This is a genomic window from Rhizobium sp. AN80A, from assembly GCF_030053015.1.
In the GTDB taxonomy this organism is placed as follows: domain Bacteria; phylum Pseudomonadota; class Alphaproteobacteria; order Rhizobiales; family Rhizobiaceae; genus Rhizobium; species Rhizobium metallidurans.
The window spans coordinates 1,733,005-1,751,101 of sequence record NZ_JASJPX010000003.1; the positions used below are offsets into that span (position 1 = coordinate 1,733,005).

The 18,097-nt window shown below is 63.8% G+C and carries 19 protein-coding genes; 6 read left to right on the forward strand and 13 right to left on the reverse strand.

Features of this window, described 5'->3' with window-relative positions; genetic code table 11:
• Positions 1-7 precede the first annotated feature (7 nt).
• The 3 genes from P3R82_RS20145 to P3R82_RS20155 form a co-directional block, all read right to left on the reverse strand.
• Positions 8-1,633: a cisplatin damage response ATP-dependent DNA ligase gene (locus P3R82_RS20145; RefSeq protein WP_283195055.1), complete on the reverse strand. Its 1,626-nt coding sequence runs from the start codon at positions 1,631-1,633 to the stop codon at positions 8-10.
• Between the two features lie 203 nt (positions 1,634-1,836).
• Positions 1,837-2,847, reverse strand: a complete 1,011-nt coding sequence (locus tag P3R82_RS20150) for a ligase-associated DNA damage response exonuclease (protein WP_283196386.1) — start codon at positions 2,845-2,847, stop codon at positions 1,837-1,839.
• The gene (locus P3R82_RS20155) at positions 2,844-2,990 is read right to left on the reverse strand and encodes a hypothetical protein (protein ID WP_283195056.1); all 147 of its coding nucleotides are present in this window, start codon (positions 2,988-2,990) and stop codon (positions 2,844-2,846) included. The genes P3R82_RS20150 and P3R82_RS20155 overlap by 4 nt, the downstream gene beginning before the upstream one ends.
• Before the next feature lie 90 nt (positions 2,991-3,080).
• Between P3R82_RS20155 and P3R82_RS20160 the strand changes: the two genes are divergently transcribed.
• Positions 3,081-4,454 (forward strand): TIGR03808 family TAT-translocated repetitive protein, encoded by a 1,374-nt coding sequence (locus P3R82_RS20160; RefSeq protein ID WP_283195057.1) that lies wholly within the window; start codon positions 3,081-3,083, stop codon positions 4,452-4,454.
• A 103-nt stretch (positions 4,455-4,557) separates the two neighbouring features.
• Complete coding sequence (locus tag P3R82_RS20165) at positions 4,558-5,217, forward strand: glutathione S-transferase family protein (protein WP_283195058.1); 660 nt, start codon at positions 4,558-4,560, stop codon at positions 5,215-5,217.
• A 37-nt stretch (positions 5,218-5,254) separates the two neighbouring features.
• On the opposite strand, the gene P3R82_RS20170 is transcribed toward P3R82_RS20165, so the two are convergent.
• The 3 genes from P3R82_RS20170 to P3R82_RS20180 form a co-directional block, all read right to left on the reverse strand.
• On the reverse strand, positions 5,255-5,875 hold the full coding sequence (locus P3R82_RS20170; protein WP_283195059.1) for a glutathione S-transferase: 621 nt from the start codon (positions 5,873-5,875) through the stop codon (positions 5,255-5,257).
• A gap of 85 nt (positions 5,876-5,960) precedes the next feature.
• Positions 5,961-6,710 (reverse strand): hypothetical protein, encoded by a 750-nt coding sequence (locus P3R82_RS20175; protein WP_283195060.1) that lies wholly within the window; start codon positions 6,708-6,710, stop codon positions 5,961-5,963.
• A 140-nt stretch (positions 6,711-6,850) separates the two neighbouring features.
• Positions 6,851-7,858 carry an asparaginase gene (locus tag P3R82_RS20180; protein ID WP_283195061.1) on the reverse strand — a complete coding sequence of 336 codons (1,008 nt, stop codon included), beginning with the start codon at positions 7,856-7,858 and terminating at the stop codon, positions 6,851-6,853.
• Positions 7,859-8,013: 155 nt separating this feature from the next.
• Here P3R82_RS20180 and P3R82_RS20185 point away from each other — a divergent pair, with 155 nt between their 5' ends.
• A complete protein-coding gene (locus P3R82_RS20185; protein WP_283195062.1) occupies positions 8,014-8,751 on the forward strand; it encodes a DUF3750 domain-containing protein in 738 nt (245 codons plus the stop codon).
• Here P3R82_RS20185 and P3R82_RS20190 read toward each other — a convergent pair.
• The gene (locus P3R82_RS20190; protein WP_283195063.1) at positions 8,748-9,374 is read right to left on the reverse strand and encodes a metalloregulator ArsR/SmtB family transcription factor; all 627 of its coding nucleotides are present in this window, start codon (positions 9,372-9,374) and stop codon (positions 8,748-8,750) included. The two genes, P3R82_RS20185 and P3R82_RS20190, sit on opposite strands and share 4 nt — an antisense overlap.
• Before the next feature lie 98 nt (positions 9,375-9,472).
• Between P3R82_RS20190 and P3R82_RS20195 the strand changes: the two genes are divergently transcribed.
• Positions 9,473-10,921, forward strand: coding sequence for an MFS transporter (locus P3R82_RS20195; RefSeq protein ID WP_283195064.1), 1,449 nt, complete (start codon positions 9,473-9,475; stop codon positions 10,919-10,921).
• 16 nt (positions 10,922-10,937) lie between these two features.
• Here P3R82_RS20195 and P3R82_RS20200 read toward each other — a convergent pair whose 3' ends face one another.
• The 4 genes from P3R82_RS20200 to P3R82_RS20215 all read right to left on the reverse strand — a co-directional run bounded on the left by P3R82_RS20200 (position 10,938) and on the right by P3R82_RS20215 (position 15,018).
• The gene (locus tag P3R82_RS20200; protein WP_283195065.1) at positions 10,938-11,933 is read right to left on the reverse strand and encodes an NAD(P)H-quinone oxidoreductase; all 996 of its coding nucleotides are present in this window, start codon (positions 11,931-11,933) and stop codon (positions 10,938-10,940) included.
• A gap of 75 nt (positions 11,934-12,008) precedes the next feature.
• Positions 12,009-13,814: a GGDEF domain-containing protein gene (locus P3R82_RS20205; RefSeq protein ID WP_283195066.1), complete on the reverse strand. Its 1,806-nt coding sequence runs from the start codon at positions 13,812-13,814 to the stop codon at positions 12,009-12,011.
• 166 nt (positions 13,815-13,980) lie between these two features.
• Positions 13,981-14,208 (reverse strand): type II toxin-antitoxin system ParD family antitoxin, encoded by a 228-nt coding sequence (locus P3R82_RS20210; RefSeq protein ID WP_283195067.1) that lies wholly within the window; start codon positions 14,206-14,208, stop codon positions 13,981-13,983.
• A gap of 258 nt (positions 14,209-14,466) precedes the next feature.
• Positions 14,467-15,018, reverse strand: a complete 552-nt coding sequence (locus P3R82_RS20215; RefSeq protein ID WP_283195068.1) for an HdeD family acid-resistance protein — start codon at positions 15,016-15,018, stop codon at positions 14,467-14,469.
• Positions 15,019-15,156: 138 nt separating this feature from the next.
• Here P3R82_RS20215 and betI point away from each other — a divergent pair, with 138 nt between their 5' ends.
• Entirely contained in the window at positions 15,157-15,744 is a 588-nt protein-coding gene (gene betI, locus P3R82_RS20220; protein WP_283195069.1) for a transcriptional regulator BetI, read from the forward strand.
• A 206-nt stretch (positions 15,745-15,950) separates the two neighbouring features.
• A complete protein-coding gene (gene betB / locus P3R82_RS20225; protein WP_283195070.1) occupies positions 15,951-17,414 on the forward strand; it encodes a betaine-aldehyde dehydrogenase in 1,464 nt (487 codons plus the stop codon).
• Positions 17,415-17,421: 7 nt separating this feature from the next.
• On the opposite strand, the gene P3R82_RS20230 is transcribed toward betB, so the two are convergent.
• Positions 17,422-17,775 carry a helix-turn-helix transcriptional regulator gene (locus P3R82_RS20230; protein ID WP_283195071.1) on the reverse strand — a complete coding sequence of 118 codons (354 nt, stop codon included), beginning with the start codon at positions 17,773-17,775 and terminating at the stop codon, positions 17,422-17,424.
• Between the two features lie 6 nt (positions 17,776-17,781).
• Positions 17,782-18,063 (reverse strand): cytotoxic translational repressor of toxin-antitoxin stability system, encoded by a 282-nt coding sequence (locus tag P3R82_RS20235; protein WP_283195072.1) that lies wholly within the window; start codon positions 18,061-18,063, stop codon positions 17,782-17,784.
• Positions 18,064-18,097 lie beyond the last annotated feature (34 nt).

Here is an 18,097-nt window from a genome sequence, read left to right on the forward strand (position 1 = left end):
CAGAGCCCTACCCCGCCTTCGCATCAATCATCGCCACCAGTGTACTCAACCTGTCTGCTTCCGCCGTCGGCTTGTCCTGTCTCAGGCGTGAGATGCGCGGGAAGCGCATGGCGACGCCTGACTTGTGGCGGTTGGAGCGGTTGATGCCTTCGAAGGCGACTTCCACCACGAAGCCGAAATCCTTGTCGGCGCGCACGGCGCGCACCGGGCCGAAGCGTTCGGTGGTGTTGTTGCGCACGAACTTGTCGAGGATTTCAAGCTCGGCGTCGGTGAAGCCGAAGTAGGCCTTGCCGACGGGCACCAGCTGCTCGCCATCGGGCGTTTCCGCCCAGACGCCGAAGGTGAAATCGGAATAGTAGCTCGAGCGCTTGCCGTGGCCGCGCTGCGCGTACATGAGAACGGCGTCGACATTATAGGGGTTGCGCTTCCACTTGAACCACGGCCCCTTCAGCCGCCCGGCCTGGTAGACGCTGTCGCGGCGCTTGATCATGACGCCCTCGATGACGGGATCGGGCGGGGTCGAGCGCAGGTCGTCGAGTTCTTCCCACGAGGAGAATTGAACCAGCGCGGAAAGGTCGAAGCGCTCGTGCGGGGCTTGCTCGACGATCTCGGCCAGGCGCGCGCGGCGTTCGAGATAGGTTTTGGCGCGGACATCCTCCTCGCCGTCGAAGAGGAGATCGTAAGCTCTTATGAAGGCAGGGTAATCGTCCTGCATCTTCTGCGTCACGGTCTTGCGGTTGAGGCGCTGCTGCAGGTCGGAGAAGGTGCGGGTCGGGCTGTTCGACCGGGCGGTGCCGCCGACGAGAAGCTCGCCGTCGATGACGCCGTCGAAGCTGATGGATTGGGCGATATCGGGGAATGCCGCGGAGATGTCGTCTCCGGAGCGGGAGTAGATCTTGCGGGTTTCGCCGGCGCGCGACAGCTGCACGCGGATGCCGTCCCATTTCCACTCGGCGGCATAGTCCGAAGGGTCGAGCTGAGCGAGATCGCCCTCCTCCACCGGGTTCGCCAGCATCACCGAATGGAAGATCGCCGGCGTCGCAAGCACCGGCTTGCCACCCTTGCCCTCCAGCCAGGCAAACAGGCTCTCATAGGGCGGCTGCAGGCCATGCCACAGCGTCTCGATCTCGGTCACGTCGGGTTCACCGAGATCGGCGAGCGCCTGCTTGGCGAGCCTGGCCGAGACGCCGATACGCAGCGCGCCGGTCGCGAGCTTGATGAAGGCGAAGCGGCCGGAGGCGTCGAGGCGATCGAGCAGGTCGCGGACATAGCCGCGCACCTCGGTGCGGCCGAGCGTGTTCATCTCGGCCACCACCTCGCCCAGCCTCGGCTGCGCCAGCGCCGAGCGCTCTATGTCGCGCTCGTTGTCCCAGACCAGCGAGATGGTCTCGGCAAGATCGCCGACGTAGTCGTAGGAGTAGCGGAAAAGCACCTCGTCGATGCGCTCCAGCGCCAGTTCGCGCAGCATGGCGGGCTTGACGTTGCGGACATCGAGCGTGCCGGCGATGGCCGCGAGACCATAGCCGCGATCGGGATCGGGCGTGTCGCGGAAGTAATCCGCCAGCAGCTTGAGCTTGCCGTTGCGGGATGGCGTGAGGACCAGGCGGTCGAGGAGGTCGGCGAAGGCTTTCATGGCGCGCTTCCCGCTTGTGGCAAAGTCCCTCCCCAACCCCTCCCCACAAGGGGGGAGGGACTAAGCTGGGGATTCCTCTCGGGAAGAGCCGTAACCGTTCCGCAAGTCGAGATGTCACGATTTGCGCCAGCGGCGCCACGCATAAGCCCCTCCCCCTTGTGGGGAGGGGGTTGGGGAGGGGTTTTCGTGATCGCACACCATCATCACTCCGCCTCATCCTCATACCCCACCAGATGCAGCGGCCTGGCCTTGATGCCCTGCAATTCGCACCAGCGCACCAGTGCCTCCTCGCGCCCATGCGTCACCCAGACTTCCGCCGGATGAAGCTCGGAGATCGTGTCGGTGAGTTCCGGCCAGTCGCAATGGTCGGAAATCACGAGCGGTAGTTCGACGCCCCCCTGCTTGGCGCGCTGGCGCACCATCATCCAGCCGGAAGCAAAGGCGGGGAGCGGGTCGTTGAAGCGGCGGGCCCAGCGGTCGGCGAAGGCGGATGACGGGCCGACGACGACGGAGCCCTTGAACAGAGACTTGTCGCGTCCCTCGACGGTTGCCGGGCGCAACTCGCCGAGGTCGATGCCTTGGCTGACGTAATAGTCGCAGAGCCGCTCCATGGCGCCGTGGATATAGATGGGTTCGTCGTAGCCGGTGTCGCGCAACAGGCGGATGACGCGCTGCGCCTTGCCGAGCGCGTAGGCGCCGATCATGTGGGTGCGCTCGGGAAACTGGCGCAGCGAGGCGTAGAGCTTGGCCATTTCGCCGGCAGGGTCCGGATGATGGAACACAGGCAGGCCGAAGGTCGCCTCGGTGATGAAGACGTCGCAGGCAACCGGCTCATAGGGCGCGCAGGTCGGGTCGGGGCGGCGCTTGTAATCGCCCGAGACGACGATGCGGGTCGCGTCCTTCTCGATGGCGATCTGGGCGGAGCCGAGCACATGGCCGGCCGGATGGAAGCTCACCGTCACGCCGTTGACGACGATTTCCTCGCCGAAGGCTGCCGCCTGTTCCGATCCGCAGAAATCCTCGCCATAGCGGATGCGCATGATATCGAGCGTCTGGCGGGTGGCGAGTACATGGCCGTGGCCGGAGCGGGCGTGGTCGGAATGGCCATGAGTGATCAGCGCGCGCTCAACGGGCCTGACCGGATCGACATAAAATCGGCCCAGCGGGCAGTAGAGCCCCTCGGGCGCGGGATAAAGCAGCGCGTCAAATCTCATCGCCATAGAGATAGCGGCAAATGGCGGAAGAACCAGAGGCGATGGCGGGATCGGTCGCGCGCATCGGTCCGCGCGCCACTGGCGATGACGGCGAGGTCCAGCGGCGGCGGCAGCGAGATGGCGGCAAGACGGATGACAGGCATCGTCGATCTTTAACAAATCACCACGGCCGCGATCCTCGATGTGCCAAAACGATACGATCGCCGCGGCACGGTTCCTGCATGGCGAAGAGCATGAACAAACAAACGCCGCTCTCGTCCCGCCGCAACCTGTTGCGCCTTGCCGCCTGCTCGACCGTCGCGATGCTGGCGCCGCCCGTCTTCGCGGCAAGCCGGCAGCCCGATCTGCGCGGCTCGATCGACGCGGTGAAATACAAGGCGGCACCCGATCCCGGCGATCGCAGGAGCAGCAGCCTGCAGAAGATGATCGACGACGCGTCGGCGGAGAACGTGCCGGTATTCCTGCCGCCGGGCGTCTACAGAGTGTCGAACCTGACCTTGCCCGAGAACACCCGTATCACCGGCGTCCCGGGCGCGTCGCGGATCGTCTATACCGGCGACGGACGCCTGTTTTCCGCCGTAGACGTCAAGCGCATCGAGCTCTCCAACATCGTGATCGACGGGCAGAACCGCTGGCTTGGCGACGACACCTCCGCTCTGGTTCAGTTCACCGGCATCGACGAGGTGGTGATCGACAATTGCGAGATCTCGGGCAGCCGCAAGCACGCGCTGCAGCTGGAGCGCTGCGGCGGACGGATCGAGCGCAGCCGCATATCGGGGGCCGCGCAATCCGGGCTCTACGCGGTGGAATCCTCCGGCCTTTCGGTGACCGGAAACGAGGTCTTCGACTGCGGCAATGGCGGCATCCTGATCCATCGCTGGAAGAAGGCGGCCGACGACAGCATCGTCAGCGGCAACCGGATCTACCGGATCGGCGCCACGGATGGCGGCACCGGGCAGAACGGCAACGGCATCAACCTGTTTCGCGCCGACAATGTCATGGTCGCCAACAACCATATCTCCGACTGCGCCTTCACCGCGATCCGCGCCAACTCGGCCTCCGACGTGCAGATCGCGGGCAACCAGTGCCGGCGCTCGGGCGAGACGGCCATCTATGTCGAATTCGAGTTCGAAGGGGCCGTCGTCGCCAACAACATGATCGACGGTGCGGCCAACGGCATCTCGATCGCCAATTTCGACAAGGGCGGCAGGCTCGCCAGCGTCACCGGCAACGTCGTGCGCAACCTCAAGCTCGACGGCCCCTACAAGCCGGATGTCAGCTTCGGCATCGGCATCGCCGCCGAGGCCGATACGCTGGTTTCGAACAACATCATCGAGGGCGCGCCCAGATGGGGCATGCAGCTCGGCTGGGGTCCCTACATGCGCAACCTCGTAGTAACCGGCAATGTGGTGCGAAAGACGCCGGTCGGCTGCGCGGTCTCGGTTGTCGATGGGGCAGGCACCGCCGTCATCACCGACAACGTGTTTCAGGATACGGCCGAGGGCGCGGTCGTCGGCCTCGCGTGGGACAAGAAGATGTCGGGAGAACTGGCTGAAGGTGCTGGCGGATACGCGCATCTCACCGTCGAGCGCAATCGTGTCTCATAGGCCACGCCATCAAAAGCTTTGATTGACCCATCAGCCATGGAAGCTTCCGCTTCACCGCCCTAACCTCTAGGCTCGCGGCGCATTTGCAGAAGGGCACATCATCATGCTGACAATCTACGGCGTTTACCGCTCGCGCGCCTCGCGCGTCTACTGGATGGCGGAGGAGCTTGGGCTGGAATTCACCTCCGTGCCGGTGCTGCAGGCGCGGCGCCTCGACAACCCGCTGGCAGCGGATGCGCCGTTCAACACGCTGTCGTCCGACTTTACCGCCATCAATCCGATGGCCATGATCCCCGCCATCAAAGACGGCGATCTCGTGATGCACGAATCGCTAGCGATCACGCTCTATCTCGCCCGCAAGCATGGCGGCTCGCTCGCCGGCCAGAGCGTGCAGGAAGACGGGCTGCTGACCATGTGGACGATGTGGGCGGCGACCGAGGTCGAGATCCACACGATCAAGCTCGTGCTGACCTACGACAACGGCAAGGAAGACACCGAGGAAGGCCGGGCGACCATCACGGTGGCCAACCGCTCGCTGAAGCGCCCGCTGGCGATGCTCGAGACGCACCTTGCCGCGACCGACTATCTCGTCGGCAACCGCTTCACCGCCGCCGATCTCAACCTCGCCGAAGTGCTGCGCTATGCCCAGTCGGAACGCTCGCTGTTCGACGCGCATCCCAAGGTCGATGCCTGGATCAAGCGCTGCCAGGCCCGCCCGGCCTATATCGCCATGCAGGCGGCACGGACCAAGGAAGCGGTCTGATCAGATAAGGAGCTTGCAGGACCAGTGCTGGCGCGGCTCAGGCCTTTTCGCGGGCAAGCGCGCGCTGCACGGCGGGGCGCTCGAGCATGCGGGCATAGTGGTCGGCAACCCTCGGGAAGCGCGCCGGGTCGACATCGTCGCTCGGCAGCCAGCCGGTCATGACGAACAGATAGGGATCGGCGACGGAGTAACGCTCGCCCATCACCCAGGGACCGGCAAACATGCCGTCTTCGATCAGCGCGAAGCTCTCGGCCATGGTCTCCGGCACCTTGGCCTTCATCGCCTCATGCGCCGCGGGGTCATCGGCCCAGCGGGCGCCGCGCCGGCCATGGGCGTGATTCACATGCACGGTCGAGCAGATGTAGCTGCTGAATGCCTGCAGGCGGGCGAATTCGAAGGGGTCGTCGAGTGGCGCCAGTGCGGCCGCGGGCGCGATCGCCGCGATATAGGCCAGGATCGCTGGCGTTTCGGTGAGCACGCCCTTTTCCGTCGCAAGCGCCGGAACGCGGCCCTTGGAGTTGATCTTCAGATAAGCCTCGGAGCGCTGTTCGCCACTGGCGGTATCGATCCGCTTCGCCTCGAAGGAAAGGCCCGATTCCTCGAGCGCGATGAGGCTGGCGCGGGAACATGTGCCGGGCGCGAAATACAATGTCAGCATGACGACTCCTGTTTTCAGGAAAGCATAGCGCGCGCGCGTGGGATTGCGAGAGAGAAAGCGAGGCCGCGACGCAATGCGCGGAGCCTCAATGGCGCGACCCTTTCAGCATGAAAGGTGTCGTCAGGCGGGCACGCAGATCCTCGATGCGGAGGCCGAACAGGCTTGCCGCCAGGGCGAGCGCGAAGACAACAAAAGCCAGATAGGCCATGCGGTCATCCGATGCACCGAGCGTGAGGGCCGTCTCGAACTTCGGCTGCCAGGTGGCCAGCAGGACCGAGAGCCAGGGCATGCCGAGCAGCCGACCGGGCATCCAGGCGAAAGAGGGTGTCTGCGCGAGCGCTGCCATCGCGCCATACAGGGCCGAGAGCCGGATCGCGACCCGCAGCCAGCGCCAGGGGCCGAGCGGCCTGCCCGCGCCATCCTCGAAGGACCAGCCGATATAGGTGCAGAACACCACCAGGAAGGGGAAGGCCACCGGCAGGTTCTGCATGACCATTTCCGAGTTCATCTGGCCGGTCCAGACATTGGCGAGCAGCAGCGGGAACGGCGCCGAGGCGACGAAGAGGACCAGCACGAAGAGGCACCAGAGCCAGCTCAGGCCGATGTGGTGAATGCGGGCGAAGGTGACGACGAGGATGATGCTGCCGGCGATGTAATAGCCGACCGGCTTGATCGTGCCGGTCATCATGAGGATCAGCGGCCCGCAGGAGCCGGCGACGCGCGCGCAGCTCGATGTCGCGACAGTTGCCCAGGTGACGTAATCGAAGCTCATGGCGAAGAACAGGAAGACCGCCAGAGCGATCAGCATCCACCAGAGATAGCGGCCTGCAAACATATCCTGCCCTCATGGCAATCGATGTACTGCGCCAAGAGTAGCTTAACCGGATGAAAGCGCACGCGCCGTCATCCGGTTCAGTTTCGCATATATTAGATTTGGCTATCTTTTATGTTTGGAATGTATCGTTCCGGCACGCTTTAATCGGAGAGTACCGCCGCCGCGCGAATGTCGCCGACGTGAATACCATTCCAGTTGTGCATGCTCGATGTCGCTAGATCGGTGAGACCGACGCCGATGGCGCTGTCCTTGTCGAAGAAGCGGGCAAGCGCTGCCGCAACCATGCTTTCGGCGGCGCGCGCGTGGCCGTCGTCGCATTTGACGGCGATCGAGATGCCCTGATCGGGAATGGCGGCGCAGAAGACGCCCTCGGCACCCGTCTTGGCGAAGATGCGGCCGGACGCCAGCTGCATCAGCTTCGTGCAGAAGCGGCCGGTGCCGGCGACATAGAAGGGCTCGGCCATGCAGGCATCGAACAGCCGGCGCGAGGCTTTCGCGCGCAATGGTTCAAGGCCGTTGCCGGTCGCCATCCTGGCGAAGCCGTGCGCCAGCCCCTTGAGCGGCACGGCATAGGTCGGGATCGAGCAGCCGTCGGTGCCGCAATTGTCATGACCGAGCACGGCGCCGGTCAGGCTTTCCATGGTGGCGCGGATCTCGCGCTGCAGCGGGTGGTCGTAGCCGATATAGCCCTTGGGATCGACGCCCTGGTGGACGCAGGTGCAGACGAAGCCGGAATGCTTGCCGGAGCAATTGTTATGGAGCGCCGTCGGGCTTTCCATCGTGCGGGCCTGGTGGATCAGCACCTTCTGGCTCGACGACCAGTGGCCGCCGCATTCGAGCGTCTCGACATCGCGGCCGGCGCGCGCCAGCATCGAGGCTGCGACCGCGACATGCTCGTCCTCGCCATTGTGCGAGGAGCAGGCGAGCGCCAGCTCCCTGTCGCCGAAACCATAAGCATCGGCGGCGCCGCTTTCGACCAGCGGCAGCGCCTGCATCGCCTTGCAGGCCGAACGCGGAAACGTAGCCGCCTCGACATCGCCCAGCGAAAAGACGACCTTGCCATCGCCATCGACCGCGATGACGGCGCCGCGATGCCGGCTTTCGACGCGCGCGCCGCGGGTGACTTCAACGGTGACGGGATTGGCCATGGATCGATCCTGATGTTCTGAACAGGCTGTCACGCATAAATGATGGGCGCGATAAAGCAATCGGGGTCATGGTGAAAAAGAGCGGCGTAATTGCGCCATCATGCTCGTTACATCCTTGGCCGCAACCGCACGTCAGCAAAGGTCCCCGGCGTTTCATGCGTCATCTCAAACGGCTCCTTCTTCTCATCCTAGTCGTCTATCTGCTGCCGGCCCTGGCGTCGGCCGGGTGGTGGTCGCTGCAAAGCCATCCGAGCTCATGGCGTGAGGCCGAATGGGGCACATCGGGCGTGCTGCCGAAGGCTGACGCCAGCGGGGACGCCAAGATCTACATCATGTCGGCCAGCACCGGCGGGCTGAAGGGCGCGGTTGCCAGCCACTCGTGGATCGTCACCAAGGCCGAGGGCGACGCGACCTACAATCGCTACGACAAGGTCGGCTGGGGTTCGCCGATCCGCCGCAACAACTATGTCGCCGACGCCTACTGGTATTCCAACACACCTCGAATCGTGAAGGAAATCTCGGGCGGCGAGGCCCAAAGGCTCATTCCGGCCGTAGAGGCGGCGATCCAGTCCTATCCTTATGCCGGCGTCGGCGACTACCGGATCTATCCGGGCCCGAATTCCAACAGCTTCGTCGCGCATGTGCTGCGCACGGTGCCCGATCTCGACACGGTGTTACCGCCTGACGCGGTCGGGCGCGACTACCTCAGCGGCGGGCGGATGTTTGCGATCGATTCCGACGGGCGCGACATGCATGCGACGCTCTACGGCCTGATCGGCATCGCCGCCGGCCAGCGCAGCGGCTTCGAGGTGCATTTCATGGGGCTGGTCGCCGGCATCGATGTCGCCAATCCCGGGCTGAAGATCCCGGCGATCGGGCGGATCGGGCTTTAGCGGACGGCCCCACCAATCCGATACGCACAACGCCGCGCACCGTGAAGGATGTGTTCCTCGCGCTCGACATCGGCGCCGAGGATGGTTCGGAAGGTTTCGAGTTCGGAGCGGCAGAAGCCGGCGCAGGCGGTGGCTGCGGCGCAGATCGGGCAGTGGTTTTCGACCAGCAGCAGCGAGCCGTCCTCTTCCTGCCAGCTATCGGCCATGTAGCCTTCGTCGGTGCGGACGCCGGCGAGCTGGCGGACGCGGGTGGGCAGATCCCCGGCGGTGATCTCGCGTCTGTAGCGGGCCAGCGTTTCGGCTTCGCGGGCGGCGATGACGGTGTCGAGCGCCTGGGGGCCGAGGCTTGTGACCATGGTCGCGAGAAGTGCCGAGGTCAGCTCGGCGTGGCGATCGGGGAAGCGGGCGTTGCCTGACGCGGTCAGGTGCCAGAGCTGGCGCGGGCGGCCCCTGCCCGGCGCGGGCTCGGAAACGGCCTCGACCAGCCCCTCGTCCGCCATCCTCGCCAATTGCTGGCGCGCGGCTTCGCCGGAGATGGACAGCGCCTCGCCGATGGCCGATAGACGTTGCGGCCCCTCGGTCTTGAGCAGCATCAGGATTCGGTTGGCCGGTGATTGTCGCATTTTATTTTTCCAAGTCTTCACTTGCTTTAATAACCCGGCCATGCAATTTTTCAAGCAATAACTTGTAAAAATAATCGCATCGACCCAAGGCGCATCGCATGACCAGTACCGAAGCCTCTCCCGCCGATACCGCGTCCGTTTTCCAGCTCTTCGCCCGACCGGTCCTGCCGGCGACTTTGATGCTGGGTGGCGGGGTGACGCTCTATGCCGTGGAGACCTACATCATGGCGACGATCGCGCCGTCGATCGTCAGGGATATCGGCGGCCTGCCGCTGTTGTTCTGGGTAACGACGCTTTATGTGGCGGCGGCGGTTCTGGGCTCGATCTTCGTGGCCATGCGGCCGCGCGGCACGGGCCTGCGCACGGTCTATGTGGCGGGCGCCGTGATGTTCGCCGCCGGCAGCCTGATCTGCGGGCTGGCGCCATCCATGCCGGTCGTGCTTGTCGGCCGCGCCGTTCAGGGGTTCGGCGCGGGCGCGCTCGCGGCCCTCTCCTATGCCTTCATCCGCTTCGTCTATCCGGAACCGCTCTGGCGCAAGGCCTCGACGCTCTACGCGGCGATCTGGGGCGTCTCGACGCTGCTCGGTCCGAGCCTCGGCGGCCTGTTTTCCGATGGAAGCGACTGGCGGCATGCCTTCATGCTGATCGTGCCCGTCGGTGCCATCATGGCGCTGCTCGGCCCGCTGCTTCTGCCCGCCGCCACCGACGACCGCGCCGCCGGCAAGACACCGGTGCCGCAGATCGCGCTGCTGATCGCCGCCGTGATACTGGTCAGCCTTGCCGGCACGGTCGAGGCGACGCGGACCAAGGCACTTCTGATCGGCGCATCGATCATCGCCGCGGGCCTCATGCTGGCGATCGAAAAGCGCAGCGAAAACAGGCTGCTGCCGACAGGCGCCGTGACGCTCGGCAACCCGCTGGCGCGTGTCTATCTGATCATCTTCACGCTGATGCTGGTGCTGACCAGCGACATCTACATTCCCTATTTCCTGCAGACGCTGCACCGCATCACGCCGCTGGAATCAGGATATCTGACGGCGCTGGTCGCGCTCGGATGGACGCTCGCGGCATTCCTGAGCGGAACGTTTTCCGGGCGGCGGGCAAGCCGGGCGATCGTCGCCGGCTGCGTGCTGGAAACCATAGCGGCGGCATCGCTGGCGGTGTTTCTGGCGCGGGACAATCAGGGCGGCAGCCTTGCCATTCTCTCGCCGGCCGTCGCCGGCATGTTCCTGATGGGCTTCGGCGTCGGCATGGCCTGGGCGCATCTGATCACCAGGATCCTGCGCATCGTCGAGAAGGCGGAGCAGGACAAGGCGTCGGCGGCGATCACCACGGTGCAATCGCTCGGCAGCGCATTCGGAGCAGCGCTTGCCGGAGTGATCGTCAACAGCACGGGTCTCGTCACGCCGGGCGGGATCGAGGGCGGCGTTTCGGCCGCCCACTGGCTGTTCGCGCTGATGGCGCTGCCGGGTATCCTGACGGTCGTCGTGTCGCTGTCGATCCGGGCGTCCGGCGACCAGGCCGAGGCGCGGCAGGCGGCCGCCTAAAACACAGGGCCAAGCCTCAGAGGCGCAGCATGATCTTGCCGATATGGCTGCTGGTTTCCATCAGCCTGTGGGCTTCGATCACGTCCTCGAAGGCGAAGGTCTTGTGGATCACGGGGGCAAGCTTGCCCTCGTCGAGCAGCGGCCAGACCTGCGACAGGAGATCATCGCGGATGGCGCGCTTTTCCTCCGGCGTGCGCGGGCGCAGCGTGGAGCCAGTCACCGTCAGCCGCTTGACCATGATCGGCGAGAGGTTGACCTTTTCGGCGACCGCGCCGCCGAGGAAGGCGATGATCGCGAGGCATCCGTCCTTCGCCAGCGAGGCAAGGTTCTTCTCGAAGTAGGCGGCGCCGATCATATCGAGGATCATGTCGACGCCCTGGCCGGTCTCGGCCTTGATCACCTCGGCGAAATCCTCGGTCTTGTAGTTGATCGCGCGCTTCGCGCCGAGCCTGACGCAGGCATCGCATTTCTCCTGCGAGCCCGCCGTGGCGTAGACCTCGGCGCCGAAGACGCGGGCAAGCTGGATCGCCGTGGTGCCGATGCCGCTCGTGCCGCCATGGACGAGCACCTTTTCACCCTCGGTGAGGCCCGCCATCTGGAACATGTTGGCCCAGACGGTGAAGTAGTTTTCCGGAAGGGCGGCCGCCTTGATGGCGTCGTAGCCTTTCGGGAACGGCAAGGCCTGGCCTGAGGGGATCACGCAATATTCGGCATAAGCGCCGCCATTGGTCAGGCCGCAGACCTTGTCACCCACCGCGTAACCGCTGACGCCGGGGCCGATCGCGACCACTTCGCCCGATATCTCGAGGCCGAGAACCGGGCTTGCGTCCTTCGGTGGCGGATAGGTGCCCTGGCGCTGCGCGACATCCGGGCGGTTGACGCCGATCGCCTGCGTGCGCACGAGGATCTGCCCCTCGCCCGTCACGGGCAGCGGCCCGCTCGATATGGTCATCACGTCAGGCGCACCGAAGTGCTGCATATCGACAAAACGCATCAGCGCAGGCAGGGACATTACCGCTCTCCTCATTCGGTTAGCAGTGAGATAGTCCAGCCATTCCTGATTGAGAAGAGCCGAAACGCCAGAGCGTCAATTCGCCTCGCCCAACCGATGGAAGACCAGACCTTCCTCGCTCTCCTTCGCCATGGCCTTGATATGGGCGATGGCGGCGGAGACACGGTTGATATCGTCAATGACGAGACCCTTGGGGAGCTCCAGAACGCCGATCGAGCAGCGCATCAGCGGGAAGAAGGCTTCGACGCCGGCGCGGTCGTGGCCGCGAATGCGGCCGGCGGCACGGTCGATCTCCGAATAGAGATCCTGGGCATCGTCGTGAAAATCGCCGATCAGCCGATCGAGAATTTCCGCCAGCTCGTCCTTGGTCCAGCCCTGCACGCCGATGAAGAAATCGTCGCCGCCGACATGGCCGAGAAAATGGCGCTCGGCGAAGAAGTAGCGGCGCATCAGGGCGGCGAAGAGCGAGATCGCGTGGTCGCCGAGGTGGAAGCCATAGGCATCGTTGAAGGGCTTGAAGTTGTCGAAATCGCAATAGCAGAAATGGCGCGTCTCGTCGCTGTCGCGGCTCGCCTCGCGCATGAAATCGCGAATGGCGTGGTTGCCGGGAATGCCGGTCAGCGGGTTCTGGTCCTGCGCGGTCTTCAGCTTCTTCTCGTTCATCACCTTGATCAGCGCGGCGGCGGAGACGACGCCGGCATAGCGCATGTTCTCGGTCAGCAGCAGGCAGTTTGCGCCTTCCATGTTGGCGAAGATCGTCATCAGCTGCTCGGCATCGGTATCGAGGCCGACGATCGGGGCCATCTCGACGAAGTGCGAGATGGTGCGCTCATAGACCTTGTTCTTCAGGAGATCGCGGCCGAAGGGGTGGTAGATGTATTCCTTGAGATGGCGCTCGTGCAGGATGCCGCGCGGCTCGCCATTGGCGTTCAAGACCGGGAAGAAGGCGTTGTGGGGATGGCGGCGGAAGACCTCGAAGACACTGTCGATCGTATCGTTTTCATAGACCGTCGGCAGGACTTCGATCTGCTTGCGGATGAGGATCTCGTCGAGAGACTGGTTGTTGCGCTTGCTTTTGCCAAGTTCCTGCAGATGCGGGAATGACTGCACCAGTTCGGAGACATGCGTGGTCGGGCGAGAGATGAACCAGCCCTGCACGAGATCGACGCCGTACTCGCGGCAGGTGATGAACTCGGCCTCGGTCTCGATGCCCTCGGCGATGACGCGGGTGCCGAGCACATGGGCGATGTGGACGATGTTCTTCAACAGGTGACGCTTGCGCGGATGCCGGTCGATATCGGCGACGAAGTAGCGATCGATCTTCAGGTAATCCACCGGATGATCGCAGAGCAGTTTCATCTCGCCATGGCCGACGCCGAAGTCGTCGATCGCCAGCTTGAAGCCACGCTTGCGCAGCAGCGACACCAGCGAGGCGAATTCGGGAACCGAGGTGTTGTCGAAGCGCTCGGAGAATTCGAAGCAGATCGAGGACGGGGGGATGTTGGCGAGCTTGAGATGCTGCAGCAGGTTTTCCACCAGCCGCTCGCCATGCGGTATCAGGCGAACGTCGAGATTGAGGAAAAGCGTCGCGGTGGAGAAATTCGGCAGCGACGCGAATTTCGCGAGCGCCCGGCTCGCCACCATCTGCTCCAGCTGCAGCAGCTGGTCGCCGCGATGGGCCTCGTCCAGAATTTCCACCGGGGAATTGAAGCCCAGGCGTTCCTGGCCTCGCATCAGCGATTCATAGCCGAAGGCAACGCCGGTGCTGGCTTCGACGATCGGCTGGAAGGCGTTTTCGATGACGAGTTTTGCGAGGGTGATGATCTGATCGCTGGTATAGCGACGAATAAGGGCGGGTTCCAAGGTGGCAGCCAAAGACATGCCATTCTCCACTGTGCGGCATTGTTTTGTCGTTTTTTCGCGCGGAGACTAGTGCCGAAGCGTCAACGAACACTTTCGCCAATGTGAAGCTTTTGTGAAACTTGGCGTTTTATCGCCAGCCCATGTCACAACCGCCGCGCCAGACGGCGGCCATATACGCCCGCCTTCAGGCGGAGCGGCGATGCTCGTGGTCGGCGAACATGTCGGCGACGCATTTGGCATCGGCGGGCGCGCAATCGCGCTGGCCCGGCAGACCATCAACCTTGCGGGCGGCATCCCACAGCCGGAGCGCCTCGCGCACCACCTCGCTGCTGGACACATACGTGCCATCGTCGATCGCCGCGCGGATATCGGCCGCCTGCAGCGGAGAGATGGAAACGGTTACCATCGGCATGACATTTCTCCCATTGCCTCGTGGGCCTCCCATTGCCTTATAGGCCTCCCGTCGCCACGCCGGACGGATGCTTGCCCGACCGGCGGACGGATACGCACTCGCTTTCGGCCGCCCTTCCGATCGCGGGTGTCGGGGCCGTGGCCAGCGTCGCTTTCGCATGTTTGCGACGTCCACCACGATGTGAATTTTAGTCTCCGCTCACATTCTTGTCAAAAAAGAAACAGTGCGTGATGAACGGGCTGTGAATAGCGGGCACAATCAGCGACGGATCGCGAGGCCGAAGGCCAGCATCGACCAGCCCTGGAGCAGCAGGTCGCAGGCCAGGAACAAGCCGAGGATCCACAGGCTGTTGACCGGCCAGCCGAGCACGATGACGAAGCCCGCGAGCGCCGTGATCAGGCCGCTTGCAAGCACCCAGCCCCAGCCTTTCGACGGGCGCATGCGCCAGCCGACGAAGACGCGGAAGATGCCCGCCACCAGCAATGCCATGGCCAGAAACAGCGTCAGCGCCGCCGATGCCAGAATGGGATTCATGAAGGCGAAGACGCCGGCCAGCACGTAAAGCACGCCGCTCAGCGCCCAGAACAACAAGTGCTCCCACTCGCGCACCTGAAAGGCATGGGCGAGATAGACGATGCCGCCGACCAGCATGAGCAGGCCGACGTAATAGACGGACACGACGGTGGCGAGGACGACGTTGGCGGCGGCGATGGCGCCGAAGACGATCAGCAGCGCACCGAGGACGACGAACCAGACCCATTTCGACCGTAGCGAGGAAGACGAAGGCATTTCATCGGACATGTCTGTCATCATGCACCTCCCGGTTGTTCATTGAGTATGGCGCAGAAACGGCGGATGAAAAGAGACATCTTGCGGAAAAGACGATCGGATTTTTATTGATTGATCAGTCAATCAAAATTATGCTGGCCCTATTGCAGGAGAAAGACCGTGCCGAAAGTCGGAATGGAACCGATGCGCCGCAAGGCGCTCGTCGATGCAGCGCTGCGCGTGATCGGGGATCACGGCTCGCTCAGCGTCACCATGTCCGAAATCGCCAGGAAGGCGGGGGTTTCTTCCGCTCTGGCGCACCATTATTTCGGCAGCAAGGAACAGCTGCTGATCGAGACGATCCGCTCGCTTCTAAAGCAATTGCGCGACGACGCGGTGACGGCCCTGAAGGCGGCACCCACGCCGCGCGCGCGGCTTTCGGCGGTGATCAGCGTCAGCTTCCATGCCGACCAGTTCGCGCCGCAGACGATCGCCGCCTGGCTCGCCTTCTATGCCGAGGCGCAGCGCTCGGAAGAGACGCGTCGCTTCCTCGTGATCTACGCAAGGCGCCTGCGTTCCAACCTTCTCGCCAACCTGAAGCCGCTCTGTCCCGTTGATGTCGCGGAACACATCGCCGAAGGCGTGGCCGCGATGATCGATGGGCTCTACATCCGCCAGAGTCTCGGCTCGACACGGGTTGGTGCCGAAGCCTCGATCGCGCTGACGGAGGATTATGTGACGATACAGCTCGGGAGAGTGGGAGTATGACGTATAACACAATCTCCCTCATTCCTGTGCTTGTCACAGGAATCCAGCGAGCCCAAGTCCTTGGGCTCGGAAGACCCATTTTTCCGCAGGCCATTCATTCACCGCGCAGACGCGCGGTGGCTGGATCCCTGTGACAAGCACAGGGATGAGGGAGTGCTGCATTTGCCGCCACTCGTCCGTCGCAACGAACATATGAGGATAGACCCATGAGAGCCCAGCCCACAGCATCGCACTTCATCGATGGCGAGTATGTCGAGGACGATGCCGGCACCGTGATCGAAAGCCTTTATCCGGCGACCGGCGAAGTCATCGCGCGGCTCCATGCCGCCACGCCCGCCATCGTCGAAAAGGCGATCGCGGCGGCCAAGCGCGCCCAGCCGGAATGGGCGGCGATGAGCCCGACGGCGCGCGGCCGCATCCTGAAGCGGGCCGCCGACATCATGCGCGAGCGCAACCGCGAACTCTCCGAGCTCGAAACACTCGACACCGGCAAGCCGATCCAGGAGACGATCGTCGCCGACCCGACGTCTGGCGCCGACAGCTTCGAGTTCTTCGGTGGCGTGATCGCGGCCGGCCTCAACGGCTCCTACATCCCGCTCGGCGGCGATTTCGCCTATACCAAGCGCGTGCCGCTCGGCGTCTGCGTCGGCATCGGCGCCTGGAACTATCCGCAGCAGATCGCCTGCTGGAAGGCGGCACCGGCGCTCGCCGCCGGCAACGCCATGGTGTTCAAGCCCTCCGAAAACACGCCGCTCGGCGCACTGAAGATCGCCGAGATCCTGATCGAGGCGGGTCTTCCGAAGGGGCTCTTCAACGTCATCCAGGGTGACCGCGATACCGGCCCGCTGCTCGTCAACCATCCCGATGTCGCCAAGGTGTCGCTGACGGGTTCGGTGCCGACGGGCCGCAGGGTGGCGGCGGCCGCCGCCGGCAATCTCAAGCATGTGACGATGGAGCTTGGCGGGAAATCGCCGCTGATCGTCTTCGACGACGCCGATATCGACAGCGCGGTGGGCGGCGCCATGCTCGGCAATTTCTACTCGACCGGCCAGGTCTGCTCCAACGGCACCCGCGTCTTCGTGCAGAAGGCGATCAAAAGCGAATTCCTGAAGCGGCTGAAGGCGCGCACCGAGACGATGGCGATCGGCGATCCCATGAATGAGGCGACGCAGATCGGCCCGATGGTCTCCTGGGCGCAGCGCGAGAAGGTGCTCGACTACATCGAGAAGGGCAAGGCCGAGGGCGCGACGCTCGTGGTCGGCGGCGGCATTCCGAACAATGTGTCGGGCGAAGGCTATTATGTGCAGCCGACGGTGTTTTCGGACGTGACCGACGAGATGACCATCGCCCGCGAGGAGATCTTCGGGCCCGTCATGTGCGTGCTCGATTTCGAGGACGAGGCGGAAGTCATCGCGCGCGGCAACGCCACGGAATTCGGCCTGGCGGCCGGCGTCTTCACCTCCGACATGAGCCGCGCCCACCGTGTGGTCGATCTGCTGGAGGCCGGCACGTTGTGGATCAACACCTACAACCTCTGCCCGGTCGAAATCCCCTTCGGCGGCTCCAAGCAATCCGGCTTCGGCCGCGAGAACTCGATTGCCGCACTGGAGCACTATTCCGAGCTGAAGACGGTTTATGTCGGCATGGGGCCGGTTCAGGCGCCTTATTGATATGAACTCAGCCGACAACGAGATCGTCGAGATCGACATTCAGGGCCGACGCGATGCGCTTCAGCACATCGACGGACCCCGTCTTCTTGCCGGTCTCGATTTCGGAGAGGTAGGGCTGCGAGATGCCGGCGGCGGAGGCAAGCTCGGAAATCGTCAAGCCACGGTAGTTGCGAAAGCTGCGGATGCGGCTGTCGCTTTCCGTGATTTCCTTGACGAACTCATAGGGCCAAGTTTCCTCGCCGGCGGCGACGCGCGCCATTATGGCGTCGGCCTGCAAGCCATCGACCAAGTCCTCATAGTCTTCTTCAGTCAGAAGGACGTAGTTCTTCCCATCGATCGTCAGCTTCTGGATATCGCCCATCGCGTCCTATTCCTTGTAGATACTGCCGCGCGGGCCTGCCTCGATGACCATGACGACCCTGCCCTGATCGTCGATGATCACGCGGTCCCGACCAACGCGGATGCGATAGTAGTCCCTGCCCTGCAACTTCTTTATGTCGACCGGTTGCCCAAGGGCATAGGCGTCGAGCTTCGCATAGATCGCGGCCCGGCGCTTCGGTTGCATGAGGCTCAGGCTCTTTTGCGCCTCGCGGGTGATGACAATCTGCTTCATCGCAATATAGCTCTCAGCGATAAATTCGACCAGCATAAAAATAGCATTCCGCAATACACCCACTAGTAGC